This is a genomic window from Leifsonia sp. NPDC014704, assembly GCF_043083605.1.
Classification (GTDB): domain Bacteria; phylum Actinomycetota; class Actinomycetes; order Actinomycetales; family Microbacteriaceae; genus Leifsonia.
Window position 1 is genome coordinate 846,322 of sequence record NZ_JBIBYW010000002.1, and the last position, 18,070, is coordinate 864,391.

The 18,070-nt window shown below is 67.1% G+C and carries 18 protein-coding genes and 1 riboswitch; of the genes, 6 read left to right on the forward strand and 12 right to left on the reverse strand.

Annotation, left to right across the window (positions count from 1 at the left end; translation table 11 throughout):
- Positions 1-21: 21 nt before the first annotated feature.
- The 5 genes from ACF1AJ_RS15535 to ACF1AJ_RS15555 all read right to left on the reverse strand — a co-directional run bounded on the left by ACF1AJ_RS15535 (position 22) and on the right by ACF1AJ_RS15555 (position 5,459).
- A complete protein-coding gene (locus tag ACF1AJ_RS15535; protein WP_391508159.1) occupies positions 22-339 on the reverse strand; it encodes a metal-sensitive transcriptional regulator in 318 nt (105 codons plus the stop codon).
- Between the two features lie 18 nt (positions 340-357).
- Complete coding sequence (locus ACF1AJ_RS15540) at positions 358-2,574, reverse strand: heavy metal translocating P-type ATPase (protein ID WP_391508160.1); 2,217 nt, start codon at positions 2,572-2,574, stop codon at positions 358-360.
- 58 nt (positions 2,575-2,632) lie between these two features.
- Positions 2,633-2,890, reverse strand: coding sequence for a YHS domain-containing protein (locus ACF1AJ_RS15545; protein WP_391508161.1), 258 nt, complete (start codon positions 2,888-2,890; stop codon positions 2,633-2,635).
- Positions 2,891-2,914: 24 nt separating this feature from the next.
- Positions 2,915-5,152, reverse strand: coding sequence for a heavy metal translocating P-type ATPase (locus ACF1AJ_RS15550; RefSeq protein WP_391508776.1), 2,238 nt, complete (start codon positions 5,150-5,152; stop codon positions 2,915-2,917).
- Between the two features lie 97 nt (positions 5,153-5,249).
- Positions 5,250-5,459, reverse strand: a complete 210-nt coding sequence (locus ACF1AJ_RS15555; RefSeq protein WP_391508162.1) for a heavy-metal-associated domain-containing protein — start codon at positions 5,457-5,459, stop codon at positions 5,250-5,252.
- A 164-nt stretch (positions 5,460-5,623) separates the two neighbouring features.
- Here ACF1AJ_RS15555 and ACF1AJ_RS15560 point away from each other — a divergent pair, with 164 nt between their 5' ends.
- The gene (locus ACF1AJ_RS15560) at positions 5,624-6,028 is read left to right on the forward strand and encodes a four-helix bundle copper-binding protein (RefSeq protein WP_391508163.1); all 405 of its coding nucleotides are present in this window, start codon (positions 5,624-5,626) and stop codon (positions 6,026-6,028) included.
- A gap of 137 nt (positions 6,029-6,165) precedes the next feature.
- Here ACF1AJ_RS15560 and ACF1AJ_RS15565 read toward each other — a convergent pair whose 3' ends face one another.
- The 6 genes from ACF1AJ_RS15565 to ACF1AJ_RS15590 form a co-directional block, all read right to left on the reverse strand.
- Positions 6,166-7,398 carry an MFS transporter gene (locus tag ACF1AJ_RS15565; RefSeq protein WP_391508164.1) on the reverse strand — a complete coding sequence of 411 codons (1,233 nt, stop codon included), beginning with the start codon at positions 7,396-7,398 and terminating at the stop codon, positions 6,166-6,168.
- Between the two features lie 107 nt (positions 7,399-7,505).
- Positions 7,506-8,882, reverse strand: a complete 1,377-nt coding sequence (gene eno, locus ACF1AJ_RS15570) for a phosphopyruvate hydratase (RefSeq protein WP_391508165.1) — start codon at positions 8,880-8,882, stop codon at positions 7,506-7,508.
- 157 nt (positions 8,883-9,039) lie between these two features.
- Complete coding sequence (gene crcB, locus ACF1AJ_RS15575) at positions 9,040-9,420, reverse strand: fluoride efflux transporter CrcB (protein ID WP_301209970.1); 381 nt, start codon at positions 9,418-9,420, stop codon at positions 9,040-9,042.
- On the reverse strand, positions 9,417-9,887 hold the full coding sequence (locus tag ACF1AJ_RS15580) for a fluoride efflux transporter FluC (protein WP_391508166.1): 471 nt from the start codon (positions 9,885-9,887) through the stop codon (positions 9,417-9,419). Before ACF1AJ_RS15580 ends, crcB begins: the two co-directional genes overlap by 4 nt.
- A gap of 51 nt (positions 9,888-9,938) precedes the next feature.
- The gene (locus ACF1AJ_RS15585) at positions 9,939-10,694 is read right to left on the reverse strand and encodes a 2,3-bisphosphoglycerate-dependent phosphoglycerate mutase (protein WP_391508167.1); all 756 of its coding nucleotides are present in this window, start codon (positions 10,692-10,694) and stop codon (positions 9,939-9,941) included.
- Positions 10,691-11,209, reverse strand: coding sequence for a universal stress protein (locus ACF1AJ_RS15590; protein WP_391508168.1), 519 nt, complete (start codon positions 11,207-11,209; stop codon positions 10,691-10,693). The genes ACF1AJ_RS15585 and ACF1AJ_RS15590 overlap by 4 nt, the downstream gene beginning before the upstream one ends.
- A gap of 176 nt (positions 11,210-11,385) precedes the next feature.
- A riboswitch (Fluoride riboswitch) is annotated at positions 11,386-11,448 on the forward strand.
- A gap of 34 nt (positions 11,449-11,482) precedes the next feature.
- On the opposite strand from ACF1AJ_RS15590, the gene ACF1AJ_RS15595 reads away from it, so the two are divergent.
- The 3 genes from ACF1AJ_RS15595 to ACF1AJ_RS15605 are packed head-to-tail and all read left to right on the forward strand — an operon-like array spanning position 11,483 to position 15,119.
- On the forward strand, positions 11,483-13,015 hold the full coding sequence (locus ACF1AJ_RS15595; protein WP_391508169.1) for a hypothetical protein: 1,533 nt from the start codon (positions 11,483-11,485) through the stop codon (positions 13,013-13,015).
- The gene (locus ACF1AJ_RS15600; RefSeq protein ID WP_391508170.1) at positions 13,012-14,544 is read left to right on the forward strand and encodes a hypothetical protein; all 1,533 of its coding nucleotides are present in this window, start codon (positions 13,012-13,014) and stop codon (positions 14,542-14,544) included. Before ACF1AJ_RS15595 ends, ACF1AJ_RS15600 begins: the two co-directional genes overlap by 4 nt.
- The gene (locus ACF1AJ_RS15605; RefSeq protein ID WP_391508171.1) at positions 14,541-15,119 is read left to right on the forward strand and encodes a histidine phosphatase family protein; all 579 of its coding nucleotides are present in this window, start codon (positions 14,541-14,543) and stop codon (positions 15,117-15,119) included. Before ACF1AJ_RS15600 ends, ACF1AJ_RS15605 begins: the two co-directional genes overlap by 4 nt.
- A 65-nt stretch (positions 15,120-15,184) precedes the next feature.
- Here ACF1AJ_RS15605 and ACF1AJ_RS15610 read toward each other — a convergent pair whose 3' ends face one another.
- Positions 15,185-16,078 carry a LysR family transcriptional regulator gene (locus ACF1AJ_RS15610; RefSeq protein ID WP_391508172.1) on the reverse strand — a complete coding sequence of 298 codons (894 nt, stop codon included), beginning with the start codon at positions 16,076-16,078 and terminating at the stop codon, positions 15,185-15,187.
- A gap of 84 nt (positions 16,079-16,162) precedes the next feature.
- Between ACF1AJ_RS15610 and ACF1AJ_RS15615 the strand changes: the two genes are divergently transcribed.
- Both ACF1AJ_RS15615 and ACF1AJ_RS15620 read left to right on the forward strand, forming a co-directional pair.
- The gene (locus tag ACF1AJ_RS15615) at positions 16,163-17,317 is read left to right on the forward strand and encodes a TDT family transporter (RefSeq protein ID WP_391508173.1); all 1,155 of its coding nucleotides are present in this window, start codon (positions 16,163-16,165) and stop codon (positions 17,315-17,317) included.
- 20 nt (positions 17,318-17,337) lie between these two features.
- Entirely contained in the window at positions 17,338-17,934 is a 597-nt protein-coding gene (locus tag ACF1AJ_RS15620; protein ID WP_391508174.1) for a uracil-DNA glycosylase family protein, read from the forward strand.
- Positions 17,935-18,070: the final 136 nt, after the last annotated feature.

Below are 18,070 nucleotides of genomic sequence, written 5' to 3' on the forward strand. Positions count from 1 at the left end.
GGCCGTGTACGGGTGGCGCTCCTAGGAGCGAACGAGCCGGGCGATGGCGTCGCTGGCTTCCTTGATTTTCGCCTGTCCTTCCTCGCCGCCGAGTAGGACGGCGTCGGCGACGCAGTGTTTGAGGTGGTCGTCGACCAGGCCGACGGCGACGCTCTTGAGGGCGGAGGTCAGCGCCGAGATCTGGGTGACGATGTCGATGCAGTACTGCTCTTCATCGACCATCCGCGCGATTCCGCGGGCTTGTCCCTCGATGCGGCTGAGGCGGCGCATGTAGCTGGCTTTGTCGGTGATGTAGCCGTGTTCGTGTTCGTGTTGTGTGGCGGTTGCGGTGTCGTTCATGGAGCGCTCCAAGGAGGGTTAGATGCGGGAGGCGGGTTGCGGGGTCTCAGGCAGAGTACGGGATCGTTCGAGGGCGGTTCGCGCGCTTGTCTCGGGTCGCAGGTCGAGTCGGCGCAGCAGTTGGGCGTTAAGCGCGACGACGATCGTGGACAGGGACATCAGGATGGCGCCGACGGACATCGGGAGGACGAAGCCGATCGGCGCGAGGACGCCGGCAGCGAGCGGCACGGAGATGAGGTTGTAACCGGCCGCCCACCACAGGTTCTGCTTCATCTTGCGGTAGCTGGCCCGGGAGAGCTCGATGACCGAGAGCACGGAGCGGGGGTCGTCGCTGGCGAGGATGACTCCTGCGGAGGCGATGGCGACATCGGTGCCGGCGCCGATGGCGATGCCGACGTCGGCTTGGGCGAGGGCGGGGGCGTCGTTCACGCCGTCGCCGACCATCGCCACCTTGCGGCCTTGGGCCTGGAGTTCTTTGACCTTGGCGGACTTGTCCTCGGGTCGGACTCCGGCGAAGTACCGGTCGATGCCGAGGTTGGTCGCGACTGACTTGGCGACAGCGTCGGCGTCGCCGGTGATCATCACGACCTGCACGTGCTGCGCGTGCAGCGCGTCGACGGCCTGCCGGGACTCCTCGCGGATCTCGTCGGCGAGCTTCAGCGCGCCCGCCACTTGCCCGTCGACGAGGACGTGCAGGATGATCGCGCCATCCTCCCGCCAGGCGTCGGCGACTCGAAGTTCCTCAACGCCCGCCTCATTCAGTAGGTTGGGGCCGCCGACCTGGATATGGTGGCCGTCGACCGTCGCCGACACCCCGACGGCCGGCGACGACTCGAAACCGCTCGCCGCACTCACCTGCAGGTTGCGTGCCGCGGCGGCGTTGACGATCGCCCGCGCGAGGGGGTGCTCGGAGTCTGCTTCGGCCGCCGCAGCCAGGGCCAGCAGCTGATCAGAGGTGGTGCCGTCGGTGGTCTCGATGGCGGTGACGGTGGGTTCGCCCTTGGTCAGGGTGCCGGTTTTGTCGAACAGGACCGTGTTGACGGTGCGCATGCTCTCCAGGGCAAGGCGGTCCTTCACCAGGACGCCACCGCGGGCGGCGCGTTCGGTGGCGATGGAGACCACCAGCGGGATGGCCAGCCCGAGTGCGTGCGGGCAGGCGATCACCAGAACGGTGATGGTCCGTACGACGGCCTCATCGGGGAGCCCGATCATCGTCCACACCAGCGCGGTGATGACGGCGGCGCCGAGGGCGAACCAGAACAGCCATGCGGCTGCGGTGTCAGCGATCCGCTGGGCCCGAGAGGAGGAGTTCTGCGCGTCGCTGACGAGGCGCTGGATGCCGGCGAGGGCGGTATCGTCGCCGACAGCTGTGATCTGGACACGCAGGCCGGAGTCGGTGGCGACGGTGCCGGCGACGACGGCGTCGCCGACGTCACGGCGGACGGTGCGGGATTCGCCGGTGATCATCGACTCGTCCATGCTCGCCGACCCGGAGACGATCCGCCCGTCGGCGGGGATGCGCCCGCCGGGGCGGACCACGACCACATCGCCGACCTGAAGGTCAGAGGGGGCCACCTGCACGGTGGTGTCGCCCTCCACACGCTCCGCCTCGTCGGGTAGCAGGGCGGCGAGCGAGTCGAGGGCGGAGGTGGTTTGCGCTAGGGATCGCATCTCGATCCAGTGCCCGAGCAGCATGATCACGATCAGGAGCGCGAGCTCCCACCAGAAGTCGAGTTCGTGATCCAGGATGCCCAAGCTGGCGCCCCAGGAGGCCAGAAACGCGACCGTGATCGCCAGCGCGATCAGAAGCATCATCCCTGGCTTGAGGGCTCGCAGTTCGCTGACCGCGCCGGTGAGAAAGGGTCGGCCGCCCCACGCGTACATGACGGTGCCGAGGACTGGTGAGATCCATGCCACCCAGACCGCGTCCGGCAGCGGGTATCCCAGGATCATGGCGAACATCGGAGAGAATCCGACAACGGGGATGGCGATGATCAGCATGATCCAGAACAGCCGCCGGAACTGGCCGACGTGGTCACCGTGTCCGGCGTGGCCGCCCATCCCGCCGTGTCCGGCCTTGTCATGTCCGGAGTGCCGGGTCATGTCGTGTCCAGCGTGCTGGCGCGCGTCGTGTCCGCTGTCACTCAAGTCTCCGGCGTGCTGCTGGTGAACAGATTCGGTGCCGGTTGGAATGACGTGGCCGGCGTGGTGGTCGTGCCCGTTGTGGTCGGTCATGGTGTTAGCCCTTCACTTGGGTGATGTGCTGGAGTCCGCCTGTGCCGGGCGGTGACGGTTACGCGGCGACGTAGCGTGCGGGATCAGCGTCGAAACGGGGTGCGCAGCCGGCGCAGCAGAACCAGTACCGCTCACCGTGGTAGTCACGGTAAAGGCCGGCTGCTTCTGCTTTCGCCTTGCTGACGGTGCTGCCCTTCATCACGACGCACTCGGTGAGGTCGTCTGCGCCGGCGCCGCCGAGGAGGTTGGTGGCCCCGGCGGGCATGGCGGCGTCGTCGTGGTGGTTGCTGGTGGTGCTGCAGCAGCTGTCGCTCATGGTGGTGTTCCTTTTCGTGGGTGGTCAGGCGGTCTCGAGGACGCGGGTGGGGGTGTTGGTGGTCGGAGTGGTGGCTGTGCCGCGGGGGCGGAAGCTGCGGAGGCGGAGGCTGTTGCTGACGACGAAGACGCTGGAGAATGCCATCGCGGCTCCGGCGATCATCGGGTTGAGCAGGCCTAGAGCGGCCAGGGGGATCGCGGCGACGTTGTAGGCGAACGCCCAGAACAGGTTGGTCTTGATCGTGCCCAGCGTTCGACGGGCCAGGCGAACCGCATCAGCGGCGGCCCGCAGGTCGCCGCGGACAAGCGTGATGTCGGCCGCTTCGATAGCGACGTCGGTGCCCGTCCCCATCGCGAGGCCCAGATCGGCGGTTGCGAGGGCTGCCGCATCGTTCACGCCGTCACCCACCATCGCCACGGTCTTGCCTTCGGCCTGGAGCCGGCGGATGGTCTCGGCCTTGTCTTTGGGGAGCACGTCGGCGATCACCGTTTCGATACCGACGGCGTCGGCGACCTCTCGGGCGACGGTGGCGTTGTCGCCGGTGAGAAGGATCGGAGTGAGCCCGATCTGCTTGAAGGCAGCAACCGCCTCATGGCTGGTCGGTTTGACGGCGTCAGCGACTACAAGCAGGCCGCGGGCTTCGCCGTCCCAGGCCACACTGACGACCGTCCGGCCGGCCGCTTCCGCAGCGTTCTTGGCGGCGGTGAGGGCGTGGTCGAGTGTGATCGACCAGCCCTCGAGAAGGGTGGCGCGGCCCACCAGCGCGAGGTGGCCATCAACGACGCCTTGCACTCCGCGGCCCTCGATGTTCACGAAGGATTCCGGAACTGGAAGCGTGCCGCTCCGATCCGTCGCTGCGGCGGCAACGGCGCGGGCGATGGGGTGCTCCGATGCTGCTTCGACGGCGCCCGCAACGCGCAGGAGCTCGGTCTCGTCGACCCCCGGAGCCGTCACGACGTCTATCAGTGTCATTTTTCCGGTGGTGACGGTTCCGGTCTTGTCCAGCACGATGGTGTCGACGGTGCGGGTGGACTCCAGTACTTCCGGTCCTTTGATCAGGATGCCGAGCTGCGCGCCGCGACCCGTCCCGACCAGCAACGCTGTCGGGGTGGCCAGGCCGAGTGCGCATGGGCAGGCTATGATCAGCACGGCCACCGCGGCGGTGAACGCTGCAGCGACCGGGTGGCCGGTGATCAGCCACGCGGCCAGAGTGATCACGGCAATGCCGAGTACAATGGGCACGAAGATTCCGGAGATTCGATCGGCGAGGCGCTGCACCTCGGCCTTGCCGGACTGGGCATCCTCGACCAGCTTGGCCATCTGAGCCAGCTGGGTGTCGCTACCCACCCGGGTGGCCCGCACGAGCAGGCGGCCGCCGGCGTTGACGGTCGCACCGGAGACCGTATCCCCGACGGTGACCTCGACCGGCACCGATTCGCCGGTCAGGAGGGACATGTCGATCGCGCTAGCACCGTCGATGACGACACCATCCGTGGCGATCTTCTCGCCGGGCCGGATGATGAATTCGTCACCGACCTGCAGCTTCTCGATCGGGATGCGAGTCTCTTGACCGTCCCGCAGGATCGCGACGTCCTTCGCGCCCAACTCCAGCAGCGCTCGCAACGCGGCGCCAGCCTGCCTCTTGGACCGCTTCTCGAAGTAGCGCCCGGCCAGGACGAACGTGGTCACCCCGGACGCGACCTCAAGGTAGATGTTTCCCGCACCGTCGGAGGCAGCGACAGTGAAGCTGAACCCGTGGGTCATACCCGGCATCCCAGCGGTGCCGAAGAACAGCGCATACAGCGACCACGCGAACGCCGCGAGGGTGCCGATCGAGACGAGGGTGTCCATGGTCGCCGCCCTGTGGCGGGCGTTGATGAAGGCGGCCTTGTGGAACGGCCACGCGCCCCAGACCACGACGGGTGCAGCGAGGGCGAGCGAGAGCCACTGCCAGTAGGTGAACTGCAGAGCGGGGATCATCGCCAGCGCGATGACCGGAACCGACAGCGCTACGCTTCCGATCAGGCGGTTGCGCAGTCCGGTCAGCTCCGGGTCGTCGTCTTTCTCCGCTGCGCCCGGCTCCGCAGTGGGCAGCGCTGCGGTATATCCGGTCTTCTCGACCTCATCGATGACCGCCGTGACATCCATGCCGGCCGGAATCGTAACGCGAGCTTTTTCAGTGGCATAGTTCACCGTCGCCGTCACGCCGTCGAGCCGGTTCAGCTTCTTCTCGATCCGCATGGCGCACGACGCGCAGGTCATCCCGCCGACCTCGAGTTCAAGGGTCGATCCGCCGGCGGCGGTGGTGGGAGATGCTGACACGTTGGGCTCCTTGCGGTGGTGAGAAGAGGTCTAGGTATTACTTGCGGACGGCGGCGTAGCCGGCCTCGTCGACCGCGGCGAGCACCGCCGCGTCGTCCACTCCGGTTCCGGTAGTGATGTGCAAGATGCCGTCGCTCGCGGAGACCTTCACGCTGTCCACGCCGGCCACCTGACCGACCTCGGTGGACACGGCACGCTCGCAGTGCTCGCAGGTCATCCCTGTCACCTGGTAGTCGATTGTTTTCATCGTTCCTCCATCGATTCGTGCATACCCGGGGAGGGTATCACCGCTTACCAACAGGATACCCCTGGACGGTATTCCCGCAAGTCGCGATTGCGGGTGGAAAACGGCGATGTGGCGGGTACCGTCGCATGCGCAGGCGGGATCAGTGAAGAGGAAGGGCAGTCACCATGTCGACCGCAACGCGAATGCTCGAGACATATCCGGCGGATCTCGGAGGCGTGGACCGCGACAAGCTGGGCAGCTGTATCGAGGCATGCATCGAGTGCGCACAGGCCTGTACAGCCTGCGCGGATGCATGCCTCAGCGAGGAGATGGTCGCCGAGCTCATCAAGTGCATCCGGACGGATCTCGACTGCGCAGACATCTGTGCTTCGACCGGCAATGTCCTCTCCCGTCATACCGAATATGACGCCAACGTCACGCGGGCGGCGCTTGAATCGTGCCGCACCGTATGCGGCGCCTGTGCGGATGAATGCGAGAAGCATGCCGACATGCACGAGCACTGCCGAATCTGTGCTGAGGTATGTCGGCGCTGCGAACGGGCGTGCGCCGCACTGCTCGCCGCTATGTGATAGCGGCGTGGCGAAGGCGCCATCCCCATTGGCACCGCGCACGGGCGGTTGCATGAGAGAACCTTCTTTTCGATGAAGCGCTGGCACGAACCAGTGTCTGTGCAGTGGCGCGTCTCGCCGCTTTATGCGGTGATTGGCTACCCCGGGTTCTGCCCTGACGGTGCCCGCGCTCGGAAGACGCCGGCCGTGCAAGCTGACAGCAACATCCATGCTCCCGCGTACGTGAACGCAGCGGCCGGAGAGACTGTCGCATAGAGTGCCCCCGCAACAACCGTTCCGACGATGTTCCCCACTGCCTGGATTCCTCCGACGACGCCGAATCCGCTGCCTCTGAGCTCATCCGGGAGTATCCGAGCGATGAGAGCGGACTCAGCTGTCTCGGCCAGGCCGATGCCCGCTCCTGCGAGCAGGAAGCCCGCGACGGCGAACCCCCAGTGGATCGAAGCGTGGGCGATGAGCCCGTACGCGAGGACATAGGCGATCGCCCCCGACGCGAACACGCGCCGCGGCCCGACGCGGTCGAGCCAGAAGCCTCCCAGAAGGGCGATCAGGGCGGCGACGGCATTGTGGCCCGCGTAGAGCAGGATCGCGAGCGAGGCAGCGTTTGCGAACCCGAGGGTCGTGAACAGGTCCGTCGCCCGCAGGATCAACAGCGTGGTTGCGAGATTGCCGCACTCGAAGAGCAGCACGGGCAGAAGCGGCCTTCCGATCCCGGCGCGGCGGAGCCCCCGAACGTCCAAGCGCATTGGGCGACGCACTCCCGTCGTGGGTCCTCTCGCTTCACGGGCGGCGACGATGATGGCGATGGCGGCGAGCATCCCAGGGACGAATGCGAACCAGATCGCCGGTCGAAGACCGAGCCACGCGACGAGCACAGCCGCCAGGAGCGGCCCTACCACGGCGCCGAGGTTGTCGCCCGCGCGTTCAAGACCGAACGCCCGTCCGAACGTATTCGGTCTGGCAAGGGAGCCGAGGAGCGCATCCCGGGCGGGTGATCGCACCCCCCGAGCTGCCCAGGCGAGGGCTCGAAGCACCCCCACCTGCCAGACCGCTGTGGCGAACCCGAACGCGGCGGTGGCTGCAGCGGTGACGATGTACCCACCGGTGGCGAGCTTGCGCCGCCGTGCAGGGTCGTTGGCGAGCGGGCCGCCGATCACTTTCATGGTGCCCGTGAGTGCGTCGCTGATGCCCTCGATGAGGCCGAGAGTTGCTGCGCTGCCGCCGAGGACGGAGGTGAGGAACGCGGGCATGACGCTCGTCGCGATTTCATGGCCGGCATCCGAGAAGAAGCTGGCCGCACCGATGGAGGCGACTCCCGGCGTGAGCCACTTCGCGTCCTCGTCCTTGCGAGCGTTATGCGGCGATGTCACCGGCTCTCCTTCAGTCCAAACGAGGGGGAGCGCCTCGGTGTGAAGGCGCTCCCCCTCTCACTCCCGCGCCGGGTCACGTGGATAACCCGATGTGGGCGGAAGTGTTCTCAGGGCTCCAACGCCACCTCGGGTGCGTGGGTGGGAGCCAGCTCGAGACCGTAGGGGAGGGACTTGTTGTCCAGCTCGATGTCGAGCAGTCGGTTGTACTTGACGACGCGCTCTCCTCTGGCGGGGGCGCCGGATTTGATCTGCCCGGTTCCTGTTCCGACGACGAGGTCGGCGATGAAGGCGTCGGTTGTCTCGCCGGAGCGGTGGGAGACCATCGATTGCATGCCGAGTCGACGGGCGGTTGCGATGGCGTCCAGCGTGGAGCTGACAGTGCCGATCTGGTTGGGCTTGATCAGTGCCGCGTTGGAGTAGTGGTTGCGGGCGCCGTCGGAGATTCGCCGGGGGTCGGTCACGTAGAGGTCGTCGCCGACGAGTTGTGTGCGGTCGCCGACGGCGTCGTAGAGCAGCTTCCATCCGGCATGGTCGTCTTCGGCGAAGCCGTCCTCGATGGAGCGCAGCGGGTACTCGTCGAGGAGCTTGATGTAGTAGTCGACGAGCTGGTCGCGACCCAGGAGCTTTCCGGCGATCTTGTACTTTCCTTCCCGCTCGTAGAAGCCGTTCGCTGCAGGGTCGATGGCGATTGCTACGTCGTTCAGACCGGGGGTGTACCCGGCGTCCTGGATGGCTTGCACCAGGAGTTCCATCGCTTCTTCTGGGCTGGCAATGTCGGGGGCGAAGCCGCCTTCGTCGCCGAGGCCGGCGGTGTGGAATCGAGCCTTCACCCGGGCGGCGAGGGCGTGGTAGATCTCTGCTCCGGCCTCCACTGCGGCTGCCTCGTCCGCGGCCCCGACGGGGGCGATCATGAACTCCTGGAACTCCAGCGGGTTGGCCGCGTGAGCGCCGCCGTTGAGTACGTTGAAGTGCGGGACGGGGAGTCTCTGCGCACTGTCGGTGACCCGAGCAAGCCACACATGCAGCGGAACTTCCGAGGCGTGTGCGAAAGCGCGGGCTGCGGCGATGGACACCGCCACCACCGCGTTGGCGCCGAGGCGAGCGAGGTTCTCGGTTCCGTCGAGTGTGCGGAGGGCATCGTCGAGTTCGCGCAGCGTCGTCCAATGGCGGGCCGCGAGCAAGGGCGAGATCTCCGCCTCGACGCCGGCGACCGCACGGTGGACGCTTCGACCGGAGTACGAGGGCCCGTCATCCCGGAGCTCGACGGCTTCATACGCCCCCGTCGATGCTCCGGCGGGCGCGGAGGCAGAGACCCGCGTGCCATCGTGCAGGTGGAGCGTGACCGAGACCGTTGGGTAGCCGCGGGAGTCGAGGATCTGGCGGGCGGTGACTTGCTCGATAGCGACCGGGTGCGTTTCGGGGTGGCTGATGTAGTGGCCCTGGTGGGCGGCGTCGATGTGGCCGGTGTAGCCGTGCTCGTGCATGGTGTCTCCTATCTCCAGGCGTGCGTGATCGCGTGAGATAGGGACTGTTGTCGGCATCGAAGTTGGTGTCGGCGAGCCCCACCGCCGAAGCGCCGAAGCGCTGGTTGGGAGTGTGGCACACAATCGCGGAAAACGGAACACCGTGCGGATGGTTTTCTCATACCAGCCAGCCGATCCACAGGCCGAGCCCCGCGGCGAGCAGAGCGCCGGCGAGCATGCCGACACTGTTCACGGCTGCGGCACGATACCGGCCCTCCTGCGCGAGACGGACGGTCTCGAAGCTTGCGGTGCTGAATGTGGTGTACCCGCCGAGCAGTCCCACTCCGATGATGGCCCGCCACTCCGGTGCAAGCAGCGCCAAGGTGGCGAGACCGGTTACGAGCCCGAGCAGGAACGACCCCGAGATGTTGATGATGGTCGTGCCGAGTGGGAACGGGATCGTCACTCGTGACTTCACGATGCCGTCGACGACAAGTCGGCTGGCCGCGCCCACTCCACCGGCGGCGGCGACCGCGAGGGCAACCAGGAAGCCGGTCATCGGGTCCCTCCGCTCGCGCGGCGGTTGATGGCCGTGCCGAGGGCGATGCCGGCGAGCGAGGCGAGCGCACCGACGAGGAGGGTCGCGACGGCGTACGCGATGCTTCCCGCGATGTTGGAGGCGACGATGAGTCCATCGGTGTCGACAGCGAAGGAGCTGTAGGTCGTGAACCCGCCGAGTACCCCTGTCCCGACGAAGAGCCGCACAACTCGTCTCATGCCTTGGTCCGGCCCCCGGGAGAGACAGGCGAGAAGCCAGCCCAGGGCGAACGCACCCACCACGTTGATCGCGAAGGTGATCACGGGGATCCCGTCGACGGTCGGAACTGAAAGCGACAGGAGATAGCGGATCGTGGTGCCGATGGCGCCGCCGGCGAACACGAGGCCGATGTATCTCCAGTGGAGGTGGACAGGGCGTGTCCGCCTCGCCGGGACATCGTCGGCGACGACGTCGGGATCGACGGGCATGGTGTGGCTCTCGGTATTCAGGAGCCGGCTCCTTTCACGACGGGACACCATTCAGGTACCCCCTTGGCTTCGAAGGACATCCTCGGCGTAGGCCGCCGCCTCGGGGTCGAGGTAGGTTGCCGACCGCAGCCGGAAGCGGCCGCGACTCAGCTCGAACCGGCAGCGCAGCGGGTGACCGGTTGGAATGTTCAGCTGCTCGACCTGCTCGCGCGTCAACTGCTGCACCACGAACAGCAACGCGCGCAGGGAGTTGCCGTGCGCGATCACCAGGATCGGGCGGCCGGCGCCGGCCGCAGGGAGAAGTACATCGTCGAGAAACGGTGTGATCCGGCGTACGACATCGGCGAGAGATTCTGTGGCTGTGAGCGCCTGGGACGGCAGCCGATTGAACGGCGGCCTGCGACGGAGTCGGGCCATCTCGGCCTCCGACATCGGCGGCGGTGCGACGTCGTAGGAGCGTCGCCACTCCCGGTAGCGTGCCTGGCCTGCACGTCGGGCGACCTCCGTCTTCGAGAGTCCGGTCAGGGCCCCGTAGTTGCGTTCGTCGAGTCGCCATTCGACTTCGGCCCGCGGCAAATCCATGACCGCGCCCATTTCCTGCGCGGTCTCGATTGTTCGCCGCAGCGCTGAGCAGAACGCCCGAGTGGGACGGACGCCGGCTTGCGCCAGGAGCATCGCAGCGCGTCGCGCTTCGTCCCGGCCGAGTTCACTCAGCCCCGGGTTCAGGACACCGGTGAATAGTCCTCGCGCGTTGGCCGTGCTCTCACCGTGGCGGAGCAGGTAGACCTCGGCGACCCGTTCCCTCACTCCCACGGCAAGGCTCGGCCATCGTCGACCGGGGAGAGCGGTACGACGAGGACGGGTCGGTGTTGCCGGTGAGCGAGATGAACAGCGACGGAGGTCCGGAAGAACTCGCGCATGCTGGTGCGCAGCCCGGCCTCGTGGGTTCCCACGACGATCATCCGGGCATCGAGCTTCTCCGCAAGGTGGCCGAGGGCACGCGCGGGATCGCCGGCGAGAGTGCGTGTGCTCCAGGAGACCCGCGTCCCGGCGAGCAGCTTCTCGATCCGGCGGGTCAGTGCAGGATCGAAGACATCCTCCTCGAACTCCGGCAGATCAGGGTCGATCGGAACGGAGCGGACCGTGCCGTCGGCCCCTTCGTCGACGGCATAGCGGTTCGGGTCCACCGTCGCGCAGACCAGGTCACAGCTCAGGTCCTCCGCCAGGCGCGAGGCGACGACCAGGACGGCGTCCGCGAGATCCTTCGCCACTCCGACGAGGATTACGCCGTGCGGGGGCGGTTCGGGCCTGTGATCGGTCATCGTGCTCCTATCTCCGGGCGCACGGGCGTGCGCGTCTCCTGAGATAGGGACCGTTGTCGGCGAAGCCGAGGTTGGTTGCGGCGAGCCCCACCACCGCGACGGCGAGCCGTCAGATCCCATCATGCCAGAACTGGTGGCGGGTACAAGTCCGGATGCGACGGTGTTATGGTTACGGCACGCACCACGGTGATGAGGCTCACCGGCAACCGCGGGTCCCCGCTGATGGCTTCTACCTGAATGTGACGCTGCACGCGTCCGGGTAGAGGAGCGCCGATGACCGACCGCGAGGTAACGCCCACCAGTCTGCTGTTCCCAACCGGCCAGCCGAAGCAGCTGGCGGAAGAACAGCCGGGATGCTTCCCTGATCTCGGCCTGGATCAGATCGTCACCGACGTGCTCGGCGACGACCCACTAGAGCTCGCCCCGGTGTTCTGGACGGCGGCCGATGCACCCACGGTCGAATACCGCCACGGCGTTTTCTCCGACCTCGACACCCCAGAGGTGATCGCCGCCTGCCGCACGTTTGTCGCCGGCATGGCGGCGGTGCGTGAAGCTCTCGGCCTCGCCCGGAGATTGCGGTATCCACGTCAGGCCCAGCGGGTTCTGTTGGATGCCGCCCGTCAATACGCCGGCGTCGTAGGCACCGCCGCCGATGCTCTGACCAGGTGCCCGCTCCGCTCGGAAGCGTTGCAAGCCGCCGCACAAGTACTCGCCGAGTATGTTCGCTCTGAGCCATTCACACGCCTGAGCATGGATGCCCGCTCGGTCGCTGCACAACTGGACGCGGTCAAGTACGACTTCCACATTCAAGGCGGAAGCGTCACCGTTCTGGCAGACGCAAGCGGCACGGATCAGAGTGCTGCTGTCGCCGGCGCCTTCGCCCGCTTCAAAGAGACGGACGCGGGTTCGCATCGCACACGGTTCGTAGACACTGTCGAGATGAACCGCGTCGAAGCGGGCGTCCTCGACCTCGTTGCGGAAGTCTTCCCCTCCGCATTCCAAGCGCTCGAACGCTTCGCCGGCGAGCATGCCGCATTCCTAGCCACGACTGTCGCGCGATATGAACGCGGACTGCACCTGTACCTTTCCGTCTTGGATCACCTGAAGGCGGCGGCCGGAGAGACACTACCTACCTGTTTGCCCGAACTCACCACGGACCGAAGCGTGCAGGTCGTCGACGGCTACGACCTGCAACTCGCCGCCCAACCGAAAACCCGCGCGTCCATCGTCCCGAACGACATCCGTCTTGCGCCGGGCGAGCAGTTCCTTGTCGTCACCGGGGCCAACCAGGGTGGCAAGTCGACCTTCGCCCGCGTGTTCGGTCAGCTGCACTGGATGGCCGCGCTCGGGTTCCCGGTCGCCGCACGCACCGCACGGCTGGCTCGCTTCGATCTTCTACTGACGCATTTTGAGCGTCAGGAGGACCTCGCTCTGCTGCGAGGCCGCCTCGAAGACGACCTCATCCGCGTACGGGACATCCTCGAGCGCGTTACCTCAAACTCCATCGTCATCGCGAACGAGCTCTTCAGCTCGACCACCGCCCAGGACGCGCTCTCCCTGAACGAACGCGTCCTCCACGCGCTGCTCGACGCCGGCGCCATTGGGGTCACGGTCACTTTCCTGGACGAGCTGGCGGTGATGACGCCGTCAGTGGTCAGCGTCGTGGCCGAGGTCGCTGCGGACGACCCCACGCGCCGCACATTCCGCATTGTCCGCCGGCCACCGGATGGGCTCGCGCACGCCACCGCGATCGCCGAGAAGTACGGATTATCGCCACAGCGCATCCGAGAACGGGTCCTCTCATGAGGCCGCGACTGCTGTATCGCGACCGTGACGCCACGGTCGAATACCAACCTGATGAGCTTGCGCGCGACCGATTCGTCGACCTCGCGCTTGGCGCTCTCGTGCGGGCGATGGCCCACGACGATACGACCGTCGAGACCGTCGCGACGGCGATGCTGCACCAACCGCTCAACGACCCAGCCGCCATCGCCTACCGACAGGCGGCGGTGCGGGACGCCCTAGCGAATTCCGAGACGATCCTGGAGCTCTATCAGGCGCCGAAGCACGCCCTGGACGAGGTCAAGAAGGCATACGGATGGGGACTGTTCACGCCCGCCGGGGTGGTGCATCACTCCATCGAGGTGCTCCGCATCCACGTTCGGCACCTCCAAGCACTGCGCGAACTCGCACGCGCGAACGCCGCGACATTCCAGTCGCAGGCGTTCACCGATTTCTTCGCTGCACTCGAACAGGACGTGTCGGACGAGTGGCTCGAGCAAGTCACCGTGCTGCTCACTGAGTTGACCTTCCCCCACGGCGTCGATGCAGCCGCCACGCTCGGCACCGCGAACAAGGCCACCGGTATCACCCTGACTCGGCCACCGCTGACCCGACCCCCGCTCCTGGTGCGCCTGGGGTTCCGACGCCCCGACCACACCTTCACCCTTCCCGACCGTGACGAAGCAGGATACAAGGCGCTCAGCGAGCTCAAGGACCGCGCACTGGACCCGGTCGCGGACGCGCTCGGCCAGGCGGCCGATCACCTCACCGGCTTCTGGAACGCCCTACGGACAGAGGCAGGTTTCTTCGTCGGCGCGTGCAACCTTCACAATGCGCTGAATTCCTTCCAAGAGCCCGTTGCATTGCCAACCTTCCACGCGTCCCCGGGATTCACCTGCACCGGTCTCTATGACGCGGCGCTGGTCCTGTTGTCCGGGTCACCGGTCGTCGGGAACACGCTGGACCTGAACCACACCACCGTGACCGTCATCACCGGCGCGAACAGAGGAGGCAAGTCCACCTTTCTCCGCAGCCTCGGCCAGGCCACCTTGCTAGCGCACTGCGGCCTGTTCGTGCCGGCCGAGTCCTTCTCCACAGCCTTGCGCACCACCATCCACACCCACTTCACCCGCGAGGAAGACGCCGCGCGAACCAGCGGTCGCCTCGACGAGGAACTGGCACGCATGAGCGCCACCGTCGATGCAGCCCAACCGGGCGGGCTCACCCTGCTCAACGAGTCCTTCGCATCGACCAACGAACGCGAAGGCTCAGAAATCGCCCGAAACGTCATCGGGGCGCTCCGGGACAGCGGAGTCTCCGTCGCCTTCGTCACCCACTTGTACGAGTACGCGAGCCGTGCTCACGAGGAGAAGCGAACGGACACCGTCTTCCTCCGTGCCGGCCGGGAGGACGACGGACACCGGGACTTCCGCATCCAACGGGGCGTCCCACTGCCCACCAGCTTCGGCGCCGACCTGTATGAACGGATATTCGGGACGACACTGGACCCCGACGAACTGCAACCGACACTCCCATCCCAGGGAGCGAGATGAACGACGGCCCGCACCCGCTCCTCCTCGTCCGGCACGGCCAGACCGCCCTCAACGCCGAAGGCCGACTGCGCGGGCTCGCCAACCCGCCCCTCGACGAGACCGGCATCGCCGAAGCGCGTGCTGTTGCCGAAGCGCTCGCCTCTCGTGGAGTCGTGGAAGTTCGCTCCAGCCCCCTCGACCGCGCCGTCACAACAGCGCGGATCATCGCTGAACGCTGCGGTTGCGCGGTGGAGACCGACTCAGCGTTCAACGACCGCGACTACGGGCCTTGGACGGGCCAGGTCAAGCAGGAGGTCGTCGCAGAGTTCGGTAGCGTCGACGCCGCTCCGGGCGTGGAGCCCCTCTCCCGTATCCTCGAGCGGGCCATGTGCGCGCTCGATCGGCTTGCGGGAGCGTCCGACGGGGCGGTGTGCGTCGTCACCCACGATGCGGTCATTCGACCGCTCCTTGAAGCCATCGACCCGGCAAGTCGGACCGCACGTGTGCGTACGGGATCCTGGAGCGAACTGCTGCTCGAGCACGGCGTGTGGTCGGTTGTGCAGCTGGACCAGGAGCCGATTCTCGGCACGGCGTGAGGTTTCGCGCACAACTGACCGCCTTCCTCGGGCCCGTCGCCCCGTCTTGTTCCGATCTGCGTCGATCAGCGTCCCGGGAGGACATCGAGAACTCGCTGGACCGCGGAGGTCTCGCGGTCGCCGCGCCAGATCGCGGTCAGGGGCCGCACGATCCGCATTCCGCGCAGAGTCACCCGGCGGAGGACGCCGGTGGCGAGCTGCTCGCGAACCGCCAAGATGCTCAAAACGGCGGGGGCCTGCCCGGCGGCGGCTGTGGAGCGGATGGCGCCGGCTGTCGACAGCTCTGCGGCCGGGTCGACCGGCGGGTGCCCGGCTTCGGTCAGGGCACGCTCGAAGGCGAGGCGGGTGCCGGAGCCGCGCTCGCGGGAGAGCACGGGAGTGGAGGCGAGTTCAGCGACTGTGACGCCGGATCGTCGGTTCGCCCACGGGTGCGTCGCACCCACGACGACGATCAGCTCGTCGGTGGCGAAGTTCTTGAAGGCGAGGTCGTCGGGGATGTCGGGTGTCTCGATGAACCCGATGTCGACGTTGCCGGCACGGACGCTCTCCGCAACGGTGGCGCTGTTCAGTGCGATCAGCTCGATCCGGAGAGCCGTATCGGCCGTGCGGAGTGCGACGATCCAATCGGGTGCGAGGTGCTCGGCGATCGTCAGGCTGGAAGCGATGCGCAGACTCGTGGACGATGTCGACCGGAGCGTGGTGGCCGCCCATGTGAAGCGGTCGGCGGCTTCCAGCAGCGGTAGGGCCCATTCCGTCACCAACACCCCGGCTTCGGTCAAGGAGGTCCCCTGCGGCGTCCGGTGGAGGAGCGTGATGCCGATCTCTCGTTCCAGCGAGGCCATCCGCGCCGACACCGCCTGCTGCGAGACGCCGTTCTCGCGGGCGGCGCCGGAGAGGCTCCCGGACCGTCCGATCTCGGTGAGCAGGCGAAGGGTGTCGATGTCGACCCGATTGGACATGCGACCCCCCGATACAAGAACGCCTTGTGACGTTACAAGCGTAGGCCCGTCGCGCTCGACCGCGATGACCGACAGTCTGGAAGCATGAAATCGGTCACCCTCTCGCCGGCGCCGGCGCCGGTCGCATCGCGACGGTTGCTCCTTCGCGACCTCGTGCACCCAGCGCAGGCGTTCTCGAACATCACCCCGAACTGGTTCGCGTCGGTTATGGGAACCGGTATTGTCGCGAACGCGGCTGCGACTCTCCCGATCATCGCGCCGGTGCTGCGCATTCCGGCGACCATCGTCTGGGCAGTCGCTGCCCTGTTGCTGGTGGCACTTGTGGGCGCTACGGCGGTTCATTGGCTCCGCCACCGCCAGACGGCGCTCTCTCACCACCTCAACCCGGTGATGGCGCACTTCTATGGCGCCCCGCCGATGGCGATGCTGACGGTCGGCGCGGGAACACTGCTGGTGGGGAAAGACGTGATCGGCCTCCCGGCCGCCGTGACCGTCGACTCGGTGCTGTGGGCCATCGGAACTGTGCTTGGCCTGTTCAGCGCGATCGCGGTGCCCTACCTCACGTTCACGCGGCACGAGATCGCCGAAGACTCGGCTTTCGGCGGGTGGCTGATGCCGGTCGTCCCGCCGATGGTCTCAGCGGCGACGGGTGCGCTGCTGCTGCCGTACGTCCCCGCCGGCCAGCCCCGACTGACGATGCTGCTCGCGTGCTATGCGATGTTCGGCCTGAGCCTTGTGGCTTCGGTGATCGTCATCACCTTGATCTGGGGGCGCCTCGCCCGGCACAAGGTCGGTGCGGCGGCGGCCGTCCCGACACTCTGGATCGTGCTCGGGCCGCTCGGGCAATCGATCACTGCCGCGAACCTTCTCGGGGGAAACGCCCACCTCGTCTTCTCCGGGACCTTCGCTCGCGGCCTGGAGCTGTTCGGCATCGTCTACGGCGTCCCGGTCCTCGGCTTCGCACTGCTGTGGGCCGCGCTGGCGGGTGGGATCACACTCCGGACGGCGCGCGAGAAGCTGCCGTTCTCGCTGACCTGGTGGTCGTTCACCTTCCCGGTCGGGACCTGCGTGACCGGCATCACCGGCCTCGCCCTCCACACCGGGTCTGTGGTTCTCCAGGGGCTCGCGATCATCGCGTACGCAGGACTTGTCACGGCGTGGATCACAGTCGCTGTGCGCACCTTCCACGGCAGCGTCATCCGGGGGACTCTCCTTGCCCCGCCGATGCCGGTGGCATGAAGGAGGCCGCACCTCGACCCATGGACACGGCACTCACCAGTTCGAAGACGCAACGAGAGCGGGATCCGCACGTGGCGCCGCTCAACCGACTGGTGGAATCGTGGCGGTCAGCAGACACCCGACGATTCGTTCCGTGGTTCGACCCCGATGACGGTGGGGTGAACGCCCGGGTGCTGGTCCTGCTGGAGCGGCCTGCGCCCAGCACAGTAGCGGCGGGCTCGAAGGGCTTCAGCTCTGAGGACAACGCATCCGCAAGCTCGCGTGCATTCCGGGCGGCGCGGATGGCGGCAGGCGTGGATCGCGGAGACATCCTACGGTGGAACATCGTTCCGTGGGTTTCGACGGGTAGCCTGTCGCCGCTCCGGATCGCGGAGATCGACGAGGCGCGGGACGCGCTGCATGTGTTGCTGTGTGCGCTTCCGCGGCTTCGCGGCATCGTCGCCCTCGGCTCTGCGGCGCTCGCCGGCAGCATGCGCTATCTCACCCTGCACGACGGGCCGGTGGTGCTGCCGGTCTTCGCGGCACCGCACCCGTCGCCGGCCAACGCCGCGCGCCGTGCCGAGCGGCCCATCCGTATCGCCAACGCGCTGCGTCGTGCCCGCGACTGCTCCGATTGACAGTGTGCCACCGGCGACCGGAATGGGATGGTCGCCAGGGGCACCGGATCATGGGTCCGCAGCTGTGACTGCGACTGAGGGCTCGTACACAGTGGAATGGATCGAGCGGAAGAGGTGACCGCCGCGGTTAAGCTTC